This window comes from Xenophilus sp. (genome assembly GCF_044462705.1).
Lineage (GTDB): Bacteria > Pseudomonadota > Gammaproteobacteria > Burkholderiales > Burkholderiaceae_C > Xenophilus > Xenophilus azovorans.
In genome coordinates, this window is the sequence record NZ_JBIQNC010000041.1 from 1 (window position 1) to 18,529 (window position 18,529).

Here is an 18,529-nt window from a genome sequence, read left to right on the forward strand (position 1 = left end):
CGGCCAGCGAGGCCTTCAGCCAGAAGAACATCAACTGCTCCATCGCCGAGAGCATCGAGCGCTTCGCGCCGGTGGTGGCGGCGGCGCGCGAGAAGGGCATCGCCGTGCGCGGCGCGATGTCGTGCACGGTGGGCTGCCCCTACGAGGGCGAGGTCGCGCCCGAGGCGGTGGGTCGGCTGGCGAAGCTGATGAAGGACATCGGCGTCGAGCGCGTTGACGTGGCCGACACCATCGGCGTGGGCACGCCGCGCAAGGTGCAGGCGGCGATGGAGGCGACGCTGGCGCACTTCGGCGTGGACGCGGTCTCCGGCCACTTCCACGACACCTACGGCCAGGCGCTGGTCAACACGCTGGCGTCGCTGGAGCTGGGCGTGTGGAACTTCCAGTCGTCGGTGGCGGGCCTGGGCGGCTGCCCTTATGCGAAGGGGGCGACCGGCAACGTGGCGACCGAGGACGTGGTCTACATGCTGCACGGCATGGGCATCGCGACCGGCATCGACCTCGACGCGCTGATCGACGCCGGCGTCTACATCAGCCAGGCGCTGGGGCGCGAGCCGAACTCGCGCGCCTCGAAGGCGCTGCGGGTCAAGCGCGGCGCCTAGCGCATCAGTAGGTCGACAGCAGGATGCTGGTCTCGGTGCTGGCGATGCCCTCGATCTGCCGCACCGCGCCCAGCGCATGGTCGAAGGCCTCCAGCGTCTCGGCCTGCAGTTCCGCCACGATGTCCCAGCGCCCGTTGGTGGAGTAGAGCGTGCCCACCTGCGGCAGGCCGCGCAGGCTGCGCAGCACCTGCTGGGTGCGGTTGCCCTCGACCGCGATGGTCATCAGCGCGCGGATGCGCTGCGCCTCGGCCTGCGGCTTCAGGCGCACCGTGTAGCCGGCGATCACGCCCTCGCGCTCCAGCCGCGCGATGCGGTTCTGCACGGTGCCGCGCGCCACGCGCAGGCGCTGCGCCAGGCTGGCCACGGTGGCGCGGGCGTTGTCGCGCAGCAGGGCGATCAACTGGCGGTCGGTGTCGTCGAGATTGATCATGTCGCCAGATCCTCTTGGCGAAATGTTCAACCGGCGGCGCATTCCGGTCAAGCCGCCGGCTTCCGGTTGGCACGCCGGCCGGCCACACTGGCCCACATGAGCCCCCGCCCGGCCGTCCCGAAGGGGGCTCGCACCGCAGTGCGAAGCACGGAGGTTCCCAATGAGCACACGCTTCATCGACGTGCCGGCGCTGGCGCAACTGCTGCAGCGGGTCGGGCTGCAGCCGTTCATCGAGGGGCTGGCCGCCGCCATCGAGGAGGACTTCCGGCGCTGGCCCGACTTCGACAAGACGGCCCGCCTGGCCAGCCATTCGCCGCAGGGCGTGATCGAGCTGATGCCGGTGGCGGGCTCGGCGCGCTATGCCTTCAAGTACGTCAACGGCCACCCCGGCAACCCGGCGCGCGGCCTGCCGACGGTGATGGCCTTCGGCGCCCTGGCCGACGTGGACACCGGCATGCCGGTGCTGTTGGCCGAGCTGACGCTGACCACTGCGCTGCGCACCGCCGCCACCTCGGCGCTGGCGGCCCGCGCGCTGGCGCGGCCCGGTGCGCGGTGCATGGCGCTGATCGGCTGCGGCGCGCAGGCGGAGTTCCAGGCGCTGGCCTTCCATGCGCTGCTGGGCGTGGCCGAGCTGCGCGTGCACGACCGCGATGGCGCCGCCGTCGACAAGCTGGCGCACAACCTCGCCCCCTGGCGCGGCCTGCAGGTGCACCGCTGCGCCGATGCGGCCGAGGCCGTGCGCGGCGCCGACGTCGTCACCACCGCCACCGCCGACAAGCGCCATGCCCACGTCCTGTTGCCGGCGATGGTCGAGCCCGGCATGCACCTCAACGCCGTGGGCGGCGACTGCCCGGGCAAGACCGAGTTGCATCCGGACGTGGTGCGCGCGGCGCGCGTGTTCGTCGAGTACGCGCCGCAGACCCGGGTGGAGGGCGAGATCCAGCAGATGCCGGCCGGCTTCCCCGTCACCGAGCTGTGGCAGGTGCTGTCGGGCCGCGCGCCCGGCCGCACGGGCGCGCAGGAGGTCACGCTGTTCGATTCGGTGGGCTTCGCGCTGGAGGACTACGCCGCGCTGGGCTTCGTGCAGGCGCTGGCCGCGGCGCACGGCGTGGGGCGCGAGGTCGAACTGGTGCCTCAGGCGCCGGACCCGAAGGACCTGTTCGGCCTGGCGCTGGGCACCGCCGCGGGCCTGCGCCGCGCGGCCTGAGCGGCGGCGCTGCGCCACCTTGGCGACAGCGCGCGGGACATCACGGATTGCCGCGGCCGGGCGGCGTCGGCCCAATGGCGGCTTCTTCCACCGACCGAGAAAGAGACGACCCCCATGTTCCGCCGCACCCTGCTGGGCGCCGCCGCGCTCGCCGCCCTGCCGGCCGCGATGCTGGCCGCCGCCCCTGCCGCCCACGCCCAGGCCTGGAAGACCTTCCCCGAGAAGCCGATCAAGCTGGTCATCGCCTTCCCGGCCGGCGGGCCGACCGACATCACCATGCGGTCGCTGGCCGACAACGCGGCCAAGGTGCTCGGCTACCCGGTCATCGTCGAGAACAAGCCCGGCGCGGGCGGCACGCTGCCGGCGCAGCAACTGCAGACGTCGCCGGCCGACGGCTACACCATCGCGCAGATCCCGCTGGGCGTGTTCCGCCTGGGCTACACCACCAAGATCAACTGGGACCCGCTCAAGGACATCAGCTACGTCATCAACGTCACCGGCTACGCCTTCGGCATCGTGGTGCCGACCGACAGCCCGCTCAAGACCTGGGCCGACTTCGTGGCCTACGCCAAGGCCAACCCCGGCAAGCTCAGCTACGGCTCCACCGGCACGCTGACCAGCCCGCACCTGACCACCGAGATCATCGCGCAGCAGGCCGGCATCGAGCTGCAGCACGTGCCCTACAAGGGCAGCGCCGACCTGATGCAGGCGCTGCTGGGCGGCCACCTGATGGCCGCCGCCGACTCGACCGGCTTCGCGCCGCAGGTGGAGGCCGGCAAGCTGCGCGTGCTCAACACCTGGGGCGACAAGCGGCTGGCCAAGTTCCCCGAGGCCCCCACGCTCAAGGAGCTGGGCTACGACATCGTGCAGAACTCGCCCTTCGGCATCGGCGCGCCCCGGGGCACGCCGCCGGAGGTGGTCAAGCGCCTGCACGACGCCTTCAAGAAGGCGATGGAGGAGCCCAGCTACGTGGCCGCGCTGGCCCGCTACGACATGCAGCCGATCTACATGGGCAGCGCCGACTACGCAAAGTTCGCGCAGAACACCGTGCAGCGCGAGAAGGCCGTCATCGACAAGCTGGGGCTGGCCAAGCCGCAGTAGCGGGCGGGGCCGTGCGCGCCGTGCCGTGGGGACCGACAATGGCGGCCCGTCCTTCCGCCCGCCTGCTGCCTTGACCGAACGCTCCCCGTCCGCCGGCCGATCCGCTGCCCCCCGCAACGCGCCTTCGGTGCGCGCCGTTCCTCCGCCCGCGGAAGGCGGGCCCACGCGGCGGGGCGCGCCGCGCGAACGCTCCGAGCAGATGGAGTCGCGCATCCTGGCGGCGGCGATCGAGGAGTTCTCCGAACACGGCTTCGCCGGCGCGCGCGTCGAGCGCATCAGCCGCGCCGCCGGCACGGTGGACCGGATGCTGTACTACTACTACGGCAACAAGGAGCGGCTGTACCAGGCGGTGCTGGAGAAGATCTACGCCGACATGATCGGCGAGCAGCGCGCCTTCGTGACCTCGGAAGACCCGGTGGAGGGCATGCGCCAGCTCGTGCTGCACTCGTGGGACCACTACGAGTCGCATCCCCACCTGGTGCGCGTGCTGATGAACGAGAACCTGCTGCGCGGCCGGCACATCCGCCAGTCGCAGCAGGTGGAGCGCACCTCCTTCCCGCTGGTGGAGACCGTCACCGCGCTGCTGCAGGCAGGGCAGGCGCGGGGCCTGTTCCGGCGCGACGTCGCGCCCGAGCACGTGCTCATGACCATCATGTCGCTGGGCTTCTTCTACCTGTCGAACCAGCACACCTGCTCCACCTGGATGGGCGGCGACCTGATGTCGCCCGCGCGCCGCAAGGCATGGCGCGAGCACATCTGCGACGTGGTGCTCAGCTCGCTCGCGCCCTCGGCCGAGCGCACCGCGCCGCCGGCGGCGCGCAAGGGCGGCGCGCGGCGGCGCGGCTGACGGTTCAGGCCCGGGTCGCCTGCTGCGCCCAGGTCTCCCGCACGAAGCGGGCGATGGCCGCGTTCTGGCCGATCAGCGAGAAGCGCGCGTTGTGCGCGTAGTCGGGCAGGTTGATCATCTCGGTGGTGACGGCGCGCAGCCCCGAGCCCGGCGTGCGCGCATGGTGCGCGAGCACCTTGCCCACCACCGCCTTCGTGCAGTCCAGCGCCGAGGCGTCCCAGGGCGAATGCCATTCGCCGGGGCCGGGTTCCTCGAAGGGGTAGAGGATGCCGCGCCCCGGCTCGCCGGCCCGGTAGTCGAAGATCGCGTGCTTCGGCACAGCGGCCACGGGCTGCGACGGATCGAGCACCGACCACCGATTGCGCGGCCCGTTGGGCGCCACCGCGCGCACCTGCAGCCAGCGCACGATGCCCATTTCCAGCCACTGGTCGACCAGGCTGCCCGGGCGGCGCGGGTCGAGCTCGATGCGCCCGGCGGCTACGTCCTCGCTCAGCCCGCAGATGCGCAGCTCTTCCTCGTTGCCCATCTTGAAGATGACGTGGCTGTAGTCGAGCGTGAAGTGGAAGGGCACGCCGTGGCGCCGCACCGCCTCGGCCACCGGCGCCACGCGGCGCGGGTCTTCGCTCCACATGTTGACGTGCAGCTCCAGCGTCGGCTCCACGCCCAGCGGCATGCCGAGGTCGTAGGCGCGCAGGTAGAAGTCGGCCACCTCGCCGTCGCTCACCGGCCGGCCGTCGCCGTCGTGCCAGTGGATCATGATGTTGTGCTGGCGCGCCCCCACCGCGGCGGCCAGCCGGATCTTCTCGGGCAGCAGCGCCTCGTCCTGCTTCAGCGCATAGAACCAGCTCGCGGTGAGCACCGGCAGCTGCCAGCGCTCGATGCAGCGCAGGTAGGTGTCGAGCTGGTCCGGCATCGGCAGGCGGTCGAAGCTGTCGAACATGCCGGCCTCGGCCACCAGGCGGAACTGCTCCTCGATCGGCGGCTCCTGCAGCGAGACGGGCGCCTGCAGCGAGGACGCCTGCGCGCCGCGGCCGTTGCAGCCGATGGGCGGAAGCGCGGCGGACATGCCGTGGCTCACGACGGGTTGCGCAGCTTGCGGATCACCTCCTCGGCCGGCTGCAGCCGGCTGCCGTCGACGTAGGTGCCCGCGGGCATCACGCCCTTGCCGTCCTTGACGGCGGTGCGGCCGACGAAGATGCCGAGGGTGGACTGGTTGTCCTGCGGGCGGAACACCACCGGCCCGAAGGGCGAGCTGAACTCCAGGCCCTTGAAGGCCGCGATCAGCTTCTCGGTGTCGGTCGATCCCGCCTTCCTGATGCCGGCAGCCAGCGCCTTGGCGCTCGCATAGCCGACCACCGAGTTCAGGCGCGGGTAGTCGTTGTACTTCTTCTGGTAGGCGGCGAGGAAGGCCTTGTGCTCCGGCGTGTCGATGTTCGCGTAGGGGTAGCCGGTCACGATCCAGCCGGCCGGCGCATCGTCCTTGAGCGGGTCCAGGTACTCGGGCTCGCCCGTCAGCAGGCTGACCACCTCGCGGCCCTCGAACAGGCCGCGGTTCCTGCCTTCGCGCGCCAGCTTGGTCAGGTCGCTGCCGAACAGCACGTTGAAGATGGCGTCCGGCTTCGCATCGGCGATCGCCTGCACCACCGCGCCCGCGTCCACCTTGCCCAGCGGCGGCGCCTGTTCGGCGACGAACTCCACGTCGGGCTGCAGCCTCTTCAGGTTCTCCTTGAAGGCGGCCACGGCGGCCTGGCCGTACTCGTAGTTGGGATAGATCAGCGCCCAGCGCTTCTTCTTCAGCCTGGCGGCCTCGGGCACCACCGAGGCGGACAGCGCGTAGGTGCCCGAGCGCAGGCGGTAGGTGTAGCGGTTGCCGTTGTCCCACACCACCTTGTCGGACAGCGGACCGGTGGCCAGGAAGAAGGCCTTCTTCTGCTTGGCGAAGTCCGTCAGCGCCAGGCCGACGTGCGAGAGCGTCACGCCGCTGATGACCTCCACCTTTTCGCGGGTGAGCAGTTCCTCGGCCGCGCGCACCGCGTCGCCCGGGTTGGCGTTGTCGTCACGGAAGACGGTCTCCATCTTGCGGCCGAGCAGGCCGCCGGCGGCGTTGATCTCGTCCTGCGCCAGCAGCCAGCCGTTGCGGTAGGGCACCAGGTTCTGCGGCAGGGCCTTGTAGCTGTTGATCTCGCCGATCTTCAGCGTGTCCTGGGCGTGGGCGCCGGCGGCGGCGAGCGCGAGGCTGGCGGCCAGCAGGCGGGCGGAGGCGAAGCGTGCGATGGTCATGGCGGACTCCGGTGGGGCGGTGGGGGCGGGAGGGGAGGGCGGAAGAAGAGGAAGGGGCGTCAGCCGGCGGCCGCCATTTCCTCGACGATCCGGCGCATCTTGATGGAGGAGGCGTCGAGCGCGAGGTTGACGCGCTTCCATTCGCGCGGCTTGTCCTCGTTGCGCTGGATGGCCTCCAGCACGCGCTTGTCCTCGTTGAAGGCCAGGCGCAGGCTGGCGCGCAGGCGCTCGTCCACCTGCGGGTCGGCCGGCGAGTTCCGGATGCACAGCCAGTGCTGCATGCAGCTGTGCTGGTCGATGGGCGTGATGAAGTGGCACGCGTACATCTGGATGCAGTCGTCCCGGTTGCCCTCGGGGGCGCCGGTGCCGGTCTTCGCGGAGCCGAAGTCGATGACGGCGATGCACGGCGCGTGGTAGTGGTAGTAGTGCCAGCGGTCGACGTTGGCGCCGCCGAAGTCCTTCAGTCCCTCGAACACCGGGATCAGCGGGCCGTCGATCACCCAGCGCCAGGTCACGACCTTGTTGCCCTGGCGCTCGTGCATCACGCGCGTCTCCTCGCGGCCGGCGCTGGCCAGGGTGGTCTTGTGCACGTAGACCACGTGCGTCGGGTCGCACAGGTTGTCGGCCAGGCTCAGGTAGTTGGCCCGCACGGGCAGGGCGTCGCCCTCGACCACGCTGTAGCCGGGGTCGTCGTACTCGGGAAGGTGGAACACCTGGGCCGGATCGGCCCGGGCCGGGTCGCCCATCCACACCCAGACCATGCCCATGCTCTGCGCGGTGGGGTAGCTGCGCACCTGCGCACCGCCGGGCGCCCGCGCCATGCCGGGCGCGGCGACGCACTGGCCGCTGCAGTCGAAGGCCAGGCCGTGGTAGCCGCACTGCACGGCGTCGCCCTGCAGCGTGCCGAGCGACAGCGGCGCCAGGCGGTGCGGGCAGACGTCCTCCAGGGCGGCCACTCGGCCGTCCTCGGTGCGGAAGACCACCAGGTCCTCCTCCAGCACGCGGCGCGTGCTGAGCTGGCGGCCGATGTCGCGCGCCCAGGCGAGCGGATACCAGGCGTTGTAGGCATAGGCGGGATTCATCGTGGGGCACTCCTTCCGTGACGGCCGCCGCAAGGTGCTGCGTGCAACCGGTGTGATGCAGGTCAAAGCACGACCTGTGCCGGATGTTAAGTAAGTGTTTTCTACATTTTCTTGGAGAAAACACTTACTTTTGGTGCGAGTGCGGCCCATCCGGGTGCGGCCAGGCGAAAAAAAGCCCCTGCAGGGCAGGGGCTGGTGCGGGAACGGGGCGGGCCGGATCAGGCCGTGATCGACACCGCCTTGGTGTTCAGGTAGGCCTCCACGGCCTCCGGGCCGCCCTCGGAGCCGTAGCCCGAATCCTTGATGCCGCCGAAAGGCATCTCCGGCGTGGGCGTGGCCGGCTGGTTGATCCACACCATGCCCGCCTCCACACGCTGGGCCAGCAGGTGCGCGTTCTTCAGCGAGCGCGTGTACGCATAGGCCGACAGCCCGAAGGGCAGCCGGTTGGCCTCGGCGATGGCGTCGTCCAGGTTGTCGAAGCCGCGGATGGCGGCGATCGGCCCGAACGGCTCGTCGTTGAACACCGAGGCCGTCAGCGGCACGTCCGCCAGGATCGTGGGCGCGAAGAAGTTGCCGCTGGTGCCCACGCGCTCGCCGCCGGTGGCCACCTTGGCGCCCTGCGCCTGCGCGTCCTCCACCACCTTGGCCATGGCCGTCAGCCGCCGCGCGTTGGCCAGCGGGCCCAGCGTGGTGCCCTCGGCCAGCCCGTCGCCCAGCTTGAGCCCCTGCGCGTGCTTGACCATCATCTGGGTGAACTCGTCCTTCAGGCTGTTGTGCACCAGGAAGCGCGTGGGCGAGATGCACACCTGCCCGGCGTTGCGGAACTTGGCCGCCCCGGCGGCCTTGACGGCCAGCGCCAGGTCGGCGTCGTCGCACACGATCACCGGGGCGTGGCCGCCCAGCTCCATCGTCGCGCGCTTCATGTGCTGGCCGGCCAGCGCCGCGAGCTGCTTGCCCACCGGCGTGGAGCCGGTGAAGGTGATCTTGCGGATGATCGGGTGCGGGATCAGGTACTCGGAGATCTCGGCCGGGTTGCCGTACACCAGCCCCACCACGCCCGGGGGCAGCCCGGCGTCGACGAAGGCCTTGAGCAGCGCCGCGGGCGAGGCGGGCGTCTCTTCGGGCGCCTTGACCAGGAAGGAGCAGCCGGCGGCCAGGGCGGCGCCGAGCTTGCGCACCACCTGGTTGATGGGGAAGTTCCAGGGCGTGAAGGCGGCCACGGGGCCCACCGGCTCCTTGATGACCAGCGACTGCGCGGCCAGGTTGCGCGAGGGCACGATGCGCCCGTACACGCGGCGGCCCTCGTCGGCGAACCACTCGATGATGTCGGCGGCGGCCAGGGTCTCGCCCTTGGCCTCGACCAGGGGCTTGCCCTGCTCCTGGGTGAGCAGGCGGGCGATGTCGCCGGCGCGCTCGCGCACCAGGGCGGCGGCCTTGCGCATGAGGGCGGCGCGCTCGTGGGCGGGGGTGAAGCGCCAGGCCTCGAAGCCCTTCTGGGCGGCGGCCAGGGCGCGGTCCAGGTCGTCCTTGCCGGCGTGGGCCACCTTGCCGATCACGGCGCCGGTGGCGGGGTTGAGCACGTCCAGCGTCTTGCCGCTGGCGGCGTCGAGCCATTCGTTGGCGATCAGCAGTTGGGTGTTCGGGTAGGAGGCGGTCATGCGTCGTCGACTCGGGTTGAGGGGCGGGAGGAAGGGAGCCGTCAATGCTACTCCGCTGCCGATAATCCCGCACCCGCCGCCTCCCCTTGCCCGCACCCGATGACCGCACGCCGCGCCGCCGCCCCCGCATCCGCCGCCGACGAGGCCGCCCAGAGCGCCGCGCGCGACGCCATCCTGCAGGCGGCCCGCGCCGAGTTCGCCGCCAAGGGGCTGGCCGGGGCGCGGGTCAACGAGATCGCCGCGCGCGCCGGCGTCAACAAGCAGCTCATCTACTACTACTACGGCAACAAGGAAGACCTCTACCGCAAGGCGCTGGAGGTGGTCTATGCCGAGATCCGCACGCTGGAGCGCGGCCTGAACCTGGGCGGCATGGCGCCCGAGGCGGCGATGGAGGCGCTGATCGGCTTCTCCTTCGACTACCTGGCGCGGCACCCGGACTTCATCGGCCTGCTCAACCACGAGAACGCGCACGGTGCCCGCCACGTGCGCGAGTCCGGCGCCATCCGCGACACCAACTCGCCGCTGATCGACCTGATCGCCCGCACGCTGCGGCGCGGCATCGCGGCCAAGGTGTTCCGCCGCGGCATCGACCCGGTGGAGCTGTACGTGTCGGTGGCCGGCATGTCGTACTTCTTCTTCTCCAACCGCGCGACGCTGTCGTCCATCTTCGGGCGCGACCTGGCCGATGAGGCCGCCATCGCGTCCTACCGGCGCCACGTCGTGGGCTTCGCGATGGCCGGCCTGCGGCCTTGAAAATATCATTTCAACCAAACGGTTGACACGCGGCAGGGCGCTGCCTACAGTCGCTGCCACGGCGCCGCCGCATGGCGCCCGGAGTGACACCGCATGACTTCTTCCGCGCCCGCCGCACCGCTGCTCGACCCGGCCCGCCTGCCCGCACGCTTCGACTCGGTGGAGGCGCTGGACGCCTTCCTCGCCACGCCCACGCAGGCGCTGGTGGACGACCTGGCCGCCGTCGAAGGCGACCTCATGGTGCTCGGCGTCGCCGGCAAGATGGGCCCCACGCTGGCGCGCCTGGCGAAGAACGCGGCGCCGGGCAAGCGCGTGATCGGCGTGGCGCGCTTCTCCGACCCGGCGGTGCGCACGCAACTGGAGGGCTGGGGCATCGAGACGCTGGCCTGCGACCTGCTGGACCGCGCTTCGGTCGAGGCCCTGCCGCGCGTGCCCAACATCGTGTTCGCAGCCGGCCACAAGTTCGGCTCCACCGACCACCAGGCGCTGACCTGGGCCATGAACACGCACGTGCCGGCCCTGGTGGCCGACACCTTCCGCGCGTCGCGCATCGTTGCCTTCTCCACCGGCAACGTCTATCCGCTCTCGCCGGTGGGGCGCCCGGGCGCCTCGGAGCGCATGCCGCCCGGGCCGATCGGCGAGTACGCGCAGTCCTGCCTCGGCCGCGAGCGCATGTTCCAGTACTTCGGCGCGCGCCACGGCACGCCGGGCCGGCTGTTCCGCCTCAACTACGCCATCGACATGCGCTACGGCGTGCTGCACGACATCGCCGCCAAGGTGCACCGCGGCGAGGCGGTGGACCTGGCGATGGGCCACGTCAACGTGATCTGGCAGGGCGACGCCAACGCGCAGGCGCTGCGCTGCCTGCGCCACTGCACCACGCCGCCCACGCCCATCAACTGCACCGGGCCCGAGACGATCCCCGTGCGCTGGCTGGTGGAGCAGTTCGCGCGCCGCTTCGACGTGCCCGTGCGCACCACCGGCGAGGAAGCGCCCACCGCGCTGCTGTCGGACACCACCGAGGCCGCGCGCCTGTTCGGCTACCCGGTGGTGCCGCTGGGCGCCATGCTCGACTGGGTCGCCGACTGGGTGACGCAGGGCGGCCCCACCCTCAACAAACCCACCAAGTTCGAGGTGCGCGATGGCCGCTTCTGACATCGATGACGCCGTGGCCCGGGCCCGCGCGCTGCTGCAGCGCGGCCTGGCCATCCCCGCCCATCCGCTGGCGCTGGACGCGCAGCGCCGGCTCGACGAACGCCGCCAGCGCGCGCTGACCCGCTACTACCTCGACGCCGGCGCCGGCGGCCTGGCGGTGGGCGTGCACACCACGCAGTTCGCCATCCGCGAGGCGGGCCTGTACGAGCCCGTGCTGCGCCTGGCCGCCGAGACGGCGCGCGACTGGCTGAAGGGCCGGCGCGACATCGCCCTGGTCGCCGGCCTGTGCGGCCCCACCGCGCAGGCCGTGGCCGAGGCGCGCATCGCCCGCGGCCTGGGCTACCACGCCGGCCTGCTGAGCCTGGCCGCGCTGCGCGGCCGAAGCGAGGACGAACTGATCGCGCACTGCCGCGCCGTGGCGGCCGAGATGCCGCTGGTCGGCTTCTACCTGCAGCCGGCGGTCGGCGGCATGGTGCTGGGCGAAAAGTTCTGGCAGCGCTTCGCCGCCATCGAGCAGGTGGTGGCCATCAAGGTCGCGCCCTTCCACCGCTACCGCACGCTGGACGTGGTGCGCGGCCTGGTCGCCGCGCGCGCCGAGGAGCGCGTGACCCTCTACACCGGCAACGACGACCACATCGTGCTGGACCTGACCACGCCCTTCACCGTGATGCGCGACGGCGCGCCGGTGACGGTGCGCTTCCGCGGCGGGCTGCTGGGCCACTGGTCGGTGTGGGCGCGCCAGGCCGTGCAATTGCTGGCGCGCTGCCAGGAGGCGGCGCAGGCCGGCGCGGTGCCCGCCGAGCTGCTGGCGCTGGACAGCCGCGTCACCGACTGCAACAGCGCCTTCTTCGACGTGGCCAACGACTTCCGCGGCTGCATCGCCGGCTGCCACGAGATCCTGCGCCGCCAGGGCCTGCTCGAAGGCATCTGGTGCCTCGACCCGGAAGAGGGCCTGAGCCCCGGCCAGGCCGAGGCGCTGGACCGCGTGTGGCGCGAGCACGCCGACCTCTCGGACGACGCCTTCGTCGCGGCCAACCTGGACCGCTGGCTGGCCTGACACGGATTCGCGTTCGACAGACAAGAACCGTTCGGGCTGAGCTTGTCGAAGCCTCGCGCAGCGCTTCGACAGGCTCAGCCCGAACGGTTGATCTCGTTGAACGCGATCCAGTACGAGCGCTTCAGCGAACCGCCAGGATCGCCCTCACCACCTCGGCGAAGCCCGCGCCGCGCTCGCCCTGCGTCACGTAGCGCGGCAGGTGCGACAGGTGCGGCACGAAGCGCGCGATGTTGGCCACGCCGATGCTGTGCGGAAAGGCCTGGAACATCAGCGCGTCGTTGGTCGAGTCGCCCACGTAGGCCCAGCGGCCGATCTCCGCATCGAGCTCGCGGCCCCACAGCGTGCGCGCGATCCAGCGCGCGCCCTCGAGCTTGTTGTGCTCGCCGTACCAGCCGTTGACGTGGATGCTGCTCACCGTGGCGTGCATGCCTTCCTGGCGCATCGCCATCACCACCTTGTCGATCTGCGCATCCGAGAGCTGCGTGAACTCGCTGTGGTCCACTGCGATGTCGCACTCGCGGCCGGCCGAGTCGGTGGCGCGGCGCGCGCCGGGGATGTCGCGCTCGATCTGCGCCAGCACCGTCTGCATGCGCGCGAAGTTGGCGGCGCGCGTGGCGGCGTCCTGCTGGTAGCGCCGCTGCAGCGTGCCGCCCGGCTGCGGCACCAGCGCCATGGCGCCGTTCTCCGGCACGATCGCATCGACCGGCCAGGCGGCAGCGAAGGGTTCGCTCCAGCCCACCGGCCGGCCGGTGATGGGCACCACGTGCAGGCCGGCGGCCTTGAGCCGGCCCAGCGCCTGCACCACCTCCGGCGCGACCGCGCCCTCGGTGGTGAGCGTGTCGTCGATGTCGGTGAACAGGCCGACGAGCTGCCGGCGCGCATCGGCCGGCCAGGCGTTCAGCGGCTGCATCGTCGTGTCCATGCGCCTCATCCCGCGGTCTGCAGCGCCAGCCCGGCGTGTTCGCGCAGCGGGTGGAAGTGGATCTTCGGAAAGCGCTCCTGCGCCAGGCGCACGTCGTACGGCGAGGTGCACAGGTAGGCCAGCGTGTCGGCCGCGTCGCGCGCCATGCGCATCGGGTAGGCGTTCTCGAACTCGCGCAGTTCGGCCGGCGTGTCGGCCGTGATCCAGCGCGCGCCGGTGTACTGGCAGCCCTCCAGGCGCACCTCGCAGTCGTATTCGGTCGCCAGGCGGTGCTGCACCACCTCGAACTGCAGCTGCCCCACAGCGCCCAGCAGCATGTTGCCGCCGGCCTCGGGCTTGAAGACCTGGATCGCGCCTTCCTCGCCGAGCTGCATCAGGCCCTGCTGGAGCTGCTTGGTGCGCAGCGGGTTCTTCAGCACCACCATCATGAACATCTCGGGCGCGAAGAAGGGCAGGCCGGTGAACTGCAGGCTGGCGCCGTCGGTGATGGTGTCGCCCAGCTGCACGCCGCCGTGCGTGGTGAAGCCCACGATGTCGCCGGCGTAGGCTTCATGAACCGCCTCGCGGCGCTGGCTCATGAAGGTGACCACGCTGGTCGGGCGCAGCTCCTTGGCGGTGCGCTGCACCTTCAGCTTCATGCCCGGCGTGTAGCGGCCCGAGGCGATGCGCACGAAGGCGATGCGGTCGCGGTGGTTGGCGTCCATGTTGGCCTGCACCTTGAACACCACGCCGGAAAAGCCCGGGTCCTCGGGCTGCACGGTCTTCTCCTGCGGCTGGCGGTTGACGATCAGCGTGCTCTTGCGCGGGCCGGGCGGCGGCGACATGTCCACCACCGCGTCCAGCACCTCCATCACGCCGAAGTTGTTGACGCCGGAGCCGAAGAACACCGGCGTCAGCTTGCCGGCCAGGAAGGCCTCGTGGTCCCACGCGGCCGAGGCGCCCTGCGCCAGCTCCATGCCCTCGACGGCGTCGTCGAAGGCCTGGCCGAAGCGCGCGCGCAGGCGGTCCTTCTCGGTCAGGGGGATGGTTTCGAACTCTTCCGGGCGGCGCTCGCTGCCGGCCTCGAACACCGTCATGCTCTGCGTGCGCAGGTTGATGATGCCGCCGAAGCTCTTGCCCTGGCCCACCGGCCAGGTGATGGGGCAGCAGGGCATGCCCAGCTCGCGTTCCACTTCGTCGAGGATGTCCAGCGGCTCGCGCACCTCGCGGTCCATCTTGTTGACGAAGGTGATGATGGGCGTGTCGCGCTGGCGGCAGACCTCGATCAGCCGCCGCGTCTGCGACTCCACACCGTTGGCCGCGTCGATCACCATCAGGGCCGAGTCGACGGCCGTGAGCACGCGGTAGGTGTCCTCGGAGAAGTCCTTGTGGCCCGGCGTGTCCAGCAGGTTGACCACGTGGTCGCGGTAGCTCATCTGCATCACCGAGCTGGCCACCGAGATGCCGCGCTGCTTCTCGATCTCCATCCAGTCCGAGGTGGCATGCCGGCTGGCCTTGCGCGCCTTCACCGACCCAGCGATCTGGATCGCGCCCGAGAACAGCAGCAGCTTCTCGGTCAGCGTGGTCTTGCCGGCGTCGGGGTGGGAGATGATGGCGAAGGTGCGGCGGCGGCGGGTTTCGGCGGCGAAGGAGGATGACACGGACGGCTCCAGGCGCGGCGCGAGGACGAACCGCGCATGCCGCGAGGCGCTTGCGAGCGACCCCTGGAGAGCCGGGGTCGGCACGTACATAGGCGCTGAGAAAAACCCGTAATTATCTCTCTGTGCAAGATGGTCGGGTCACATGCGACTTCTGGACTTGATCCGGAGCCGTGTTGTGTGGCGGCCTGGTGCTCACATGGTCGTCGGCGCAGGAGTTGAGCCTCAGCGCATCTCTAAGGGCACGCTCGGCCTTGGAGATGAGCTTGACGTTTCAACTCACGCGCCCGTGAGGACGCGACGCGCGAGCGCGCCAAGCCGGTCAAGCTGCAGGTGTTGCAACTCACGCGCCCGTGAGGACGCGACCCATCGCCCAGGCCGAGAAAGGCGGTGCCACGTGTTTCAACTCACGCGCCCGTGAGGACGCGACCGAAGATCCGGAACTGGTTCCACGGGCCTTGATAGTTTCAACTCACGCGCCCGTGAGGACGCGACACCCGGATCAGGCCATGTCGATCGCGCTGGCCGAGTTTCAACTCACGCGCCCGTGAGGGCGCGACCTGGCGACTACGCCGGCGCCGCCGCCGAGCTGCCGTTTCAACTCACGCGCCCGTGAGGACGCGACTCCAGGCCTTGGTGCCGCCGGCTTGCGTGCTCAGGTTTCAACTCACGCGCCCGTGAGGACGCGACGCTCAACGGCGACCAGGCCAAGCGCGCCGTGGAGTTTCAACTCACGCACCCGTGAGGACGCGACACAGCCTGGGCCACGCCTACCTGCTGCCCTTCGAGTTTCAACTCACGCGCCCGTGAGGACGCGACAGCACACCCAAACCCCTAGATGCCGAGGTGCGCGCTTCAACTCACGCGCCCGTGAGGACGCGACGCGGCGATGGCGCCGAGGGCGGTCGTCGTGACCAGTTTCAACTCACGCGCCCGTGAGGACGCGACGAAGCCGCCGCCGATGAGGCTGCCCAGCACGGCGTTTCAACTCACGCGCCCGTGAGGACGCGACCCACGTCGCGGGTCAACTCACGCGCCCGTGAGGACGCGACGTGCGACCGGCACGCAGGCGGCCGTAGGCCACGAAGTTTCAACTCACGCGCCCGTGAGGACGCGACGAACGGTCTGAGGGCAGTGCTCGGTGATGCAGCGGTTTCAACTCACGCGCCCGTGAGGACGCGACCGACCGATCCCGGCAAATCGACGGCGCCGTGGACGTTTCAACTCACGCGCCCGTGAGGACGCGACGGCATCCGCCCCGCTGGAGGTGAGCATGTACGGTGTTTCAACTCACGCGCCCGTGAGGACGCGACGGGCCGCCAGCAGCCAGCAGGCCGATCCCAAGCTGTTTCAACTCACGCGCCCGTGAGGACGCGACCCGTCTTCCCAGGGCTCGGCCAGGCGGTCGTTGACATTTCAACTCACGCGCCCGTGAGGACGCGACTGGCTGGCGAGGTGCTGGACCTGCGCGGGCGTGAGGTTTCAACTCACGCGCCCGTGAGGACGCGACTGGATCGTCGTCGCGTTGCCGAGGTCCTGCTGGTTGTTTCAACTCACGCGCCCGTGAGGACGCGACTGACGGTGCGCTCGACTTTTCGCCTGCGGAAAAGTTTCAACTCACGCGCCCGTGAGGACGCGACCGCAGAGCGCCGTCGTCGCAAGTACGACTACGCCGTTTCAACTCACGCGCCCGTGAGGACGCGACCGTCGAAGCCATCGACGCCGCCCTGGCCGCCGAGAGGTTTCAACTCACGCGCCCGTGAGGACGCGAGGCTCTGTTCTATGTGCCGGTTTCAACTCACGCGCCCGTGAGGACGCGACACTCCGGCGCTTTGGGCTCCTACATGACGGCCGACGTTTCAACTCACGCGCCCGTGAGGACGCGACGGGAAGTGAACAAGCTGGACGACTACCACCGTCACGTTTCAACTCACGCGCCCGTGAGGACGCGACGCGCGCTTGGCGCGCTCCTTCGCCGGGAGGTCGGCGTTTCAACTCACGCGCCCGTGAGGACGCGACTTCTTCCATCCCACGCCACTGTTGTCATACTCAACCTCGTTTCAACTCACGCGCCCGTGAGGACGCGACCGCCGTTCCACAGGCCGAGGCTGGATGGAGGGCTGGTTTCAACTCACGCGCCCGTGAGGACGCGACGATGGGGGAGTCCTTGAAACCCGACTTCGGCACAGTTTCAACTCACGCGCCCGTGAGGACGCGACGCGTTGAGGGCGATAGGAGCGATCCGTGCAGTCGTTTCAACTCACGCGCCCGTGAGGACGCGACGAACTGATGAGCCGCTTGCGCTTCAGCGCATCAGCGTTTCAACTCACGCGCCCGTGAGGACGCGACGCTATGGACCCAGACAATGGCCTCCTCGGCATCACGTTTCAACTCACGCGCCCGTGAGGACGCGACGAGCACGAGGCCGCTGCTGCGATGCGGCAGGCCCAGTTTCAACTCACGCGCCCGTGAGGACGCGACGCAATACGGCGCGGCGCCGCTGGTGACTACGGGGTTTCAACTCACGCGCCCGTGAGGACGCGACGCCCTGCACATACGCAGGCCACAGACACCAGCGCCGTTTCAACTCACGCGCCCGTGAGGACGCGACGACGCAATGCGCACCGTGCGGATAGCTGGGTGAGTTTCAACTCACGCGCCCGTGAGGACGCGACACCAACAAGCGCCGGCCGATGCGCGGCTGGCTATGTTTCAACTCACGCGCCCGTGAGGACGCGACAGCTGGTCGTCCAGGGCCTGGTCGGTCCCCTTCTGGTTTCAACTCACGCGCCCGTGAGGACGCGACCAGACGAAGTGAGCGAGAATCCATTCGGCCAATGGTTTCAACTCACGCGCCCGTGAGGACGCGACCTCCGAGTTGCGCGTCAGCTCATCGCGCATCTCGCTGTTTCAACTCACGCGCCCGTGAGGACGCGACCAGACATTCTTTCCGCTCTCCCAATTGGGCTCGTCGTTTCAACTCACGCGCCCGTGAGGACGCGACCCAGACCCATGCGGGCAGCGCTGCTCTTCAGGCGGTTTCAACTCACGCGCCCGTGAGGACGCGACTCTGCTGGACGCCATGAAGGCGCCTTGGACTGAGGTTTCAACTCACGCGCCCGTGAGGACGCGACGCTCGAAGATCGGTTAGGTCGGTTGGCCTCCACGGTTTCAACTCACGCGCCCGTGAGGACGCGACCGCCCTGCGTGTACCAGTTGCCATCGGCATCGGGGTTTCAACTCACGCGCCCGTGAGGACGCGACCTCGTACCCGGCCCCGCAGTGATGCTTGCAAACTTGTTTCAACTCACGCGCCCGTGAGGACGCGACCCCCCGCTTGGTACGGCGCAAACCTGACTGAGGTGTTTCAACTCACGCGCCCGTGAGGACGCGACGAAGGCAGGGTGGCTCCATCCGTCGCCCTTGTCCTCGTTTCAACTCACGCGCCCGTGAGGACGCGACCGTCTGGTTCTCACGGTAGGTCAACGTGAGCAGTTCATCGTTTCAACTCACGCGCCCGTGAGGACGCGACTGCGCACCTTGGGGCCGGGCATGGCACTCAGGTAGTTTCAACTCACGCGCCCGTGAGGACGCGACCAGATGGATTGGTCCTGGTCCAGATACCAGCGGCGGTTTCAACTCACGCGCCCGTGAGGACGCGACGCCAAGGCCATCGCTATCCAGGCCGCAGCTGTGGAGTTTCAACTCACGCGCCCGTGAGGACGCGACGGTCCCCCACACGGGCTTCGGCAACACCCAAGCAGTTTCAACTCACGCGCCCGTGAGGACGCGACCCAA

The 18,529-nt window shown here is 70.0% G+C and carries 14 protein-coding genes and 3 CRISPR repeat arrays (1 of these 17 cut by a window edge); of the genes, 7 read left to right on the forward strand and 7 right to left on the reverse strand.

From position 1 onward, the window contains the following. Nucleotides 1-602: hydroxymethylglutaryl-CoA lyase (locus ACIY1X_RS09045; RefSeq protein WP_399679907.1), on the forward strand; the 602-nt coding region annotated here is incomplete at its 5' end. Nucleotides 603-606: 4 nt separating this feature from the next. On the opposite strand, the gene ACIY1X_RS09050 is transcribed toward ACIY1X_RS09045, so the two are convergent. Continuing rightward, the gene (locus ACIY1X_RS09050) at nucleotides 607-1,032 is read right to left on the reverse strand and encodes an Lrp/AsnC family transcriptional regulator (protein ID WP_399679908.1); all 426 of its coding nucleotides are present in this window, start codon (nucleotides 1,030-1,032) and stop codon (nucleotides 607-609) included. A 160-nt stretch (nucleotides 1,033-1,192) separates the two neighbouring features. Here ACIY1X_RS09050 and ACIY1X_RS09055 point away from each other — a divergent pair, with 160 nt between their 5' ends. The 3 genes from ACIY1X_RS09055 to ACIY1X_RS09065 all read left to right on the forward strand — a co-directional run bounded on the left by ACIY1X_RS09055 (nucleotide 1,193) and on the right by ACIY1X_RS09065 (nucleotide 4,187). Next, nucleotides 1,193-2,239: an ornithine cyclodeaminase gene (locus tag ACIY1X_RS09055; RefSeq protein ID WP_399679910.1), complete on the forward strand. Its 1,047-nt coding sequence runs from the start codon at nucleotides 1,193-1,195 to the stop codon at nucleotides 2,237-2,239. A 114-nt stretch (nucleotides 2,240-2,353) separates the two neighbouring features. Beyond that, nucleotides 2,354-3,340: a tripartite tricarboxylate transporter substrate binding protein gene (locus tag ACIY1X_RS09060; protein WP_399679911.1), complete on the forward strand. Its 987-nt coding sequence runs from the start codon at nucleotides 2,354-2,356 to the stop codon at nucleotides 3,338-3,340. A gap of 199 nt (nucleotides 3,341-3,539) precedes the next feature. Next, complete coding sequence (locus ACIY1X_RS09065; RefSeq protein ID WP_399679913.1) at nucleotides 3,540-4,187, forward strand: TetR/AcrR family transcriptional regulator; 648 nt, start codon at nucleotides 3,540-3,542, stop codon at nucleotides 4,185-4,187. Nucleotides 4,188-4,191: 4 nt separating this feature from the next. Here the strand turns inward: ACIY1X_RS09065 and ACIY1X_RS09070 are convergent, their stop codons facing one another. The 4 genes from ACIY1X_RS09070 to ACIY1X_RS09085 form a co-directional block, all read right to left on the reverse strand. Further along, nucleotides 4,192-5,253, reverse strand: coding sequence for a xylose isomerase (locus tag ACIY1X_RS09070; protein ID WP_399679915.1), 1,062 nt, complete (start codon nucleotides 5,251-5,253; stop codon nucleotides 4,192-4,194). Nucleotides 5,254-5,261: 8 nt separating this feature from the next. Then, nucleotides 5,262-6,467 carry an ABC transporter substrate-binding protein gene (locus ACIY1X_RS09075; protein WP_399679917.1) on the reverse strand — a complete coding sequence of 402 codons (1,206 nt, stop codon included), beginning with the start codon at nucleotides 6,465-6,467 and terminating at the stop codon, nucleotides 5,262-5,264. A gap of 59 nt (nucleotides 6,468-6,526) precedes the next feature. After that, nucleotides 6,527-7,549 carry a Rieske 2Fe-2S domain-containing protein gene (locus ACIY1X_RS09080; protein ID WP_399679919.1) on the reverse strand — a complete coding sequence of 341 codons (1,023 nt, stop codon included), beginning with the start codon at nucleotides 7,547-7,549 and terminating at the stop codon, nucleotides 6,527-6,529. A gap of 218 nt (nucleotides 7,550-7,767) precedes the next feature. Then, nucleotides 7,768-9,207 (reverse strand): NAD-dependent succinate-semialdehyde dehydrogenase, encoded by a 1,440-nt coding sequence (locus ACIY1X_RS09085; protein WP_399679921.1) that lies wholly within the window; start codon nucleotides 9,205-9,207, stop codon nucleotides 7,768-7,770. 99 nt (nucleotides 9,208-9,306) lie between these two features. Here ACIY1X_RS09085 and ACIY1X_RS09090 point away from each other — a divergent pair, with 99 nt between their 5' ends. The 3 genes from ACIY1X_RS09090 (at nucleotide 9,307) to ACIY1X_RS09100 (ending at nucleotide 12,172) form a co-directional block, all read left to right on the forward strand. Next, nucleotides 9,307-9,960 (forward strand): TetR/AcrR family transcriptional regulator, encoded by a 654-nt coding sequence (locus tag ACIY1X_RS09090; RefSeq protein ID WP_399679923.1) that lies wholly within the window; start codon nucleotides 9,307-9,309, stop codon nucleotides 9,958-9,960. 93 nt (nucleotides 9,961-10,053) lie between these two features. Then, nucleotides 10,054-11,115 (forward strand): NAD-dependent epimerase/dehydratase family protein, encoded by a 1,062-nt coding sequence (locus tag ACIY1X_RS09095; protein ID WP_399679925.1) that lies wholly within the window; start codon nucleotides 10,054-10,056, stop codon nucleotides 11,113-11,115. After that, on the forward strand, nucleotides 11,102-12,172 hold the full coding sequence (locus ACIY1X_RS09100) for a dihydrodipicolinate synthase family protein (protein ID WP_399679927.1): 1,071 nt from the start codon (nucleotides 11,102-11,104) through the stop codon (nucleotides 12,170-12,172). The genes ACIY1X_RS09095 and ACIY1X_RS09100 overlap by 14 nt, the downstream gene beginning before the upstream one ends. 121 nt (nucleotides 12,173-12,293) lie before the next feature. Here ACIY1X_RS09100 and ACIY1X_RS09105 read toward each other — a convergent pair whose 3' ends face one another. Both ACIY1X_RS09105 and ACIY1X_RS09110 read right to left on the reverse strand, forming a co-directional pair. Further along, nucleotides 12,294-13,082, reverse strand: coding sequence for an HAD-IIB family hydrolase (locus ACIY1X_RS09105; RefSeq protein WP_399679941.1), 789 nt, complete (start codon nucleotides 13,080-13,082; stop codon nucleotides 12,294-12,296). Between the two features lie 17 nt (nucleotides 13,083-13,099). Then, nucleotides 13,100-14,734 (reverse strand): peptide chain release factor 3, encoded by a 1,635-nt coding sequence (locus ACIY1X_RS09110; RefSeq protein WP_399679929.1) that lies wholly within the window; start codon nucleotides 14,732-14,734, stop codon nucleotides 13,100-13,102. 268 nt (nucleotides 14,735-15,002) lie between these two features. Continuing rightward, nucleotides 15,003-15,743: a CRISPR direct-repeat array (repeat unit 31 nt; unit sequence GTTTCAACTCACGCGCCCGTGAGGACGCGAC). Between the two features lie 9 nt (nucleotides 15,744-15,752). Further along, nucleotides 15,753-16,503: a CRISPR direct-repeat array (repeat unit 31 nt; unit sequence GTTTCAACTCACGCGCCCGTGAGGACGCGAC). A gap of 18 nt (nucleotides 16,504-16,521) precedes the next feature. Beyond that, a CRISPR array of direct repeats spans nucleotides 16,522-18,529; the repeat unit is 31 nt; unit sequence GTTTCAACTCACGCGCCCGTGAGGACGCGAC (it continues 1,561 nt past the right edge of the window).

What these genes read in the sequence shown, in the direction of transcription:
- ACIY1X_RS09050 (WP_399679908.1), bottom strand. Translation starts at nt 1,032, where the DNA reads ATGATCAATCTCGACGACACCGACCGCCAGTTGATCGCCCTGCTGCGC.
- ACIY1X_RS09055 (WP_399679910.1), top strand. Translation starts at nt 1,193, where the DNA reads ATGAGCACACGCTTCATCGACGTGCCGGCGCTGGCGCAACTGCTGCAG.
- ACIY1X_RS09060 (WP_399679911.1), top strand. Translation starts at nt 2,354, where the DNA reads ATGTTCCGCCGCACCCTGCTGGGCGCCGCCGCGCTCGCCGCCCTGCCG.
- ACIY1X_RS09065 (WP_399679913.1), top strand. Translation starts at nt 3,540, where the DNA reads ATGGAGTCGCGCATCCTGGCGGCGGCGATCGAGGAGTTCTCCGAACAC.
- ACIY1X_RS09070 (WP_399679915.1), bottom strand. Translation starts at nt 5,253, where the DNA reads ATGTCCGCCGCGCTTCCGCCCATCGGCTGCAACGGCCGCGGCGCGCAG.
- ACIY1X_RS09075 (WP_399679917.1), bottom strand. Translation starts at nt 6,467, where the DNA reads ATGACCATCGCACGCTTCGCCTCCGCCCGCCTGCTGGCCGCCAGCCTC.
- ACIY1X_RS09080 (WP_399679919.1), bottom strand. Translation starts at nt 7,549, where the DNA reads ATGAATCCCGCCTATGCCTACAACGCCTGGTATCCGCTCGCCTGGGCG.
- ACIY1X_RS09085 (WP_399679921.1), bottom strand. Translation starts at nt 9,207, where the DNA reads ATGACCGCCTCCTACCCGAACACCCAACTGCTGATCGCCAACGAATGG.
- ACIY1X_RS09090 (WP_399679923.1), top strand. Translation starts at nt 9,307, where the DNA reads ATGACCGCACGCCGCGCCGCCGCCCCCGCATCCGCCGCCGACGAGGCC.
- ACIY1X_RS09095 (WP_399679925.1), top strand. Translation starts at nt 10,054, where the DNA reads ATGACTTCTTCCGCGCCCGCCGCACCGCTGCTCGACCCGGCCCGCCTG.
- ACIY1X_RS09100 (WP_399679927.1), top strand. Translation starts at nt 11,102, where the DNA reads ATGGCCGCTTCTGACATCGATGACGCCGTGGCCCGGGCCCGCGCGCTG.
- ACIY1X_RS09105 (WP_399679941.1), bottom strand. Translation starts at nt 13,082, where the DNA reads ATGCAGCCGCTGAACGCCTGGCCGGCCGATGCGCGCCGGCAGCTCGTC.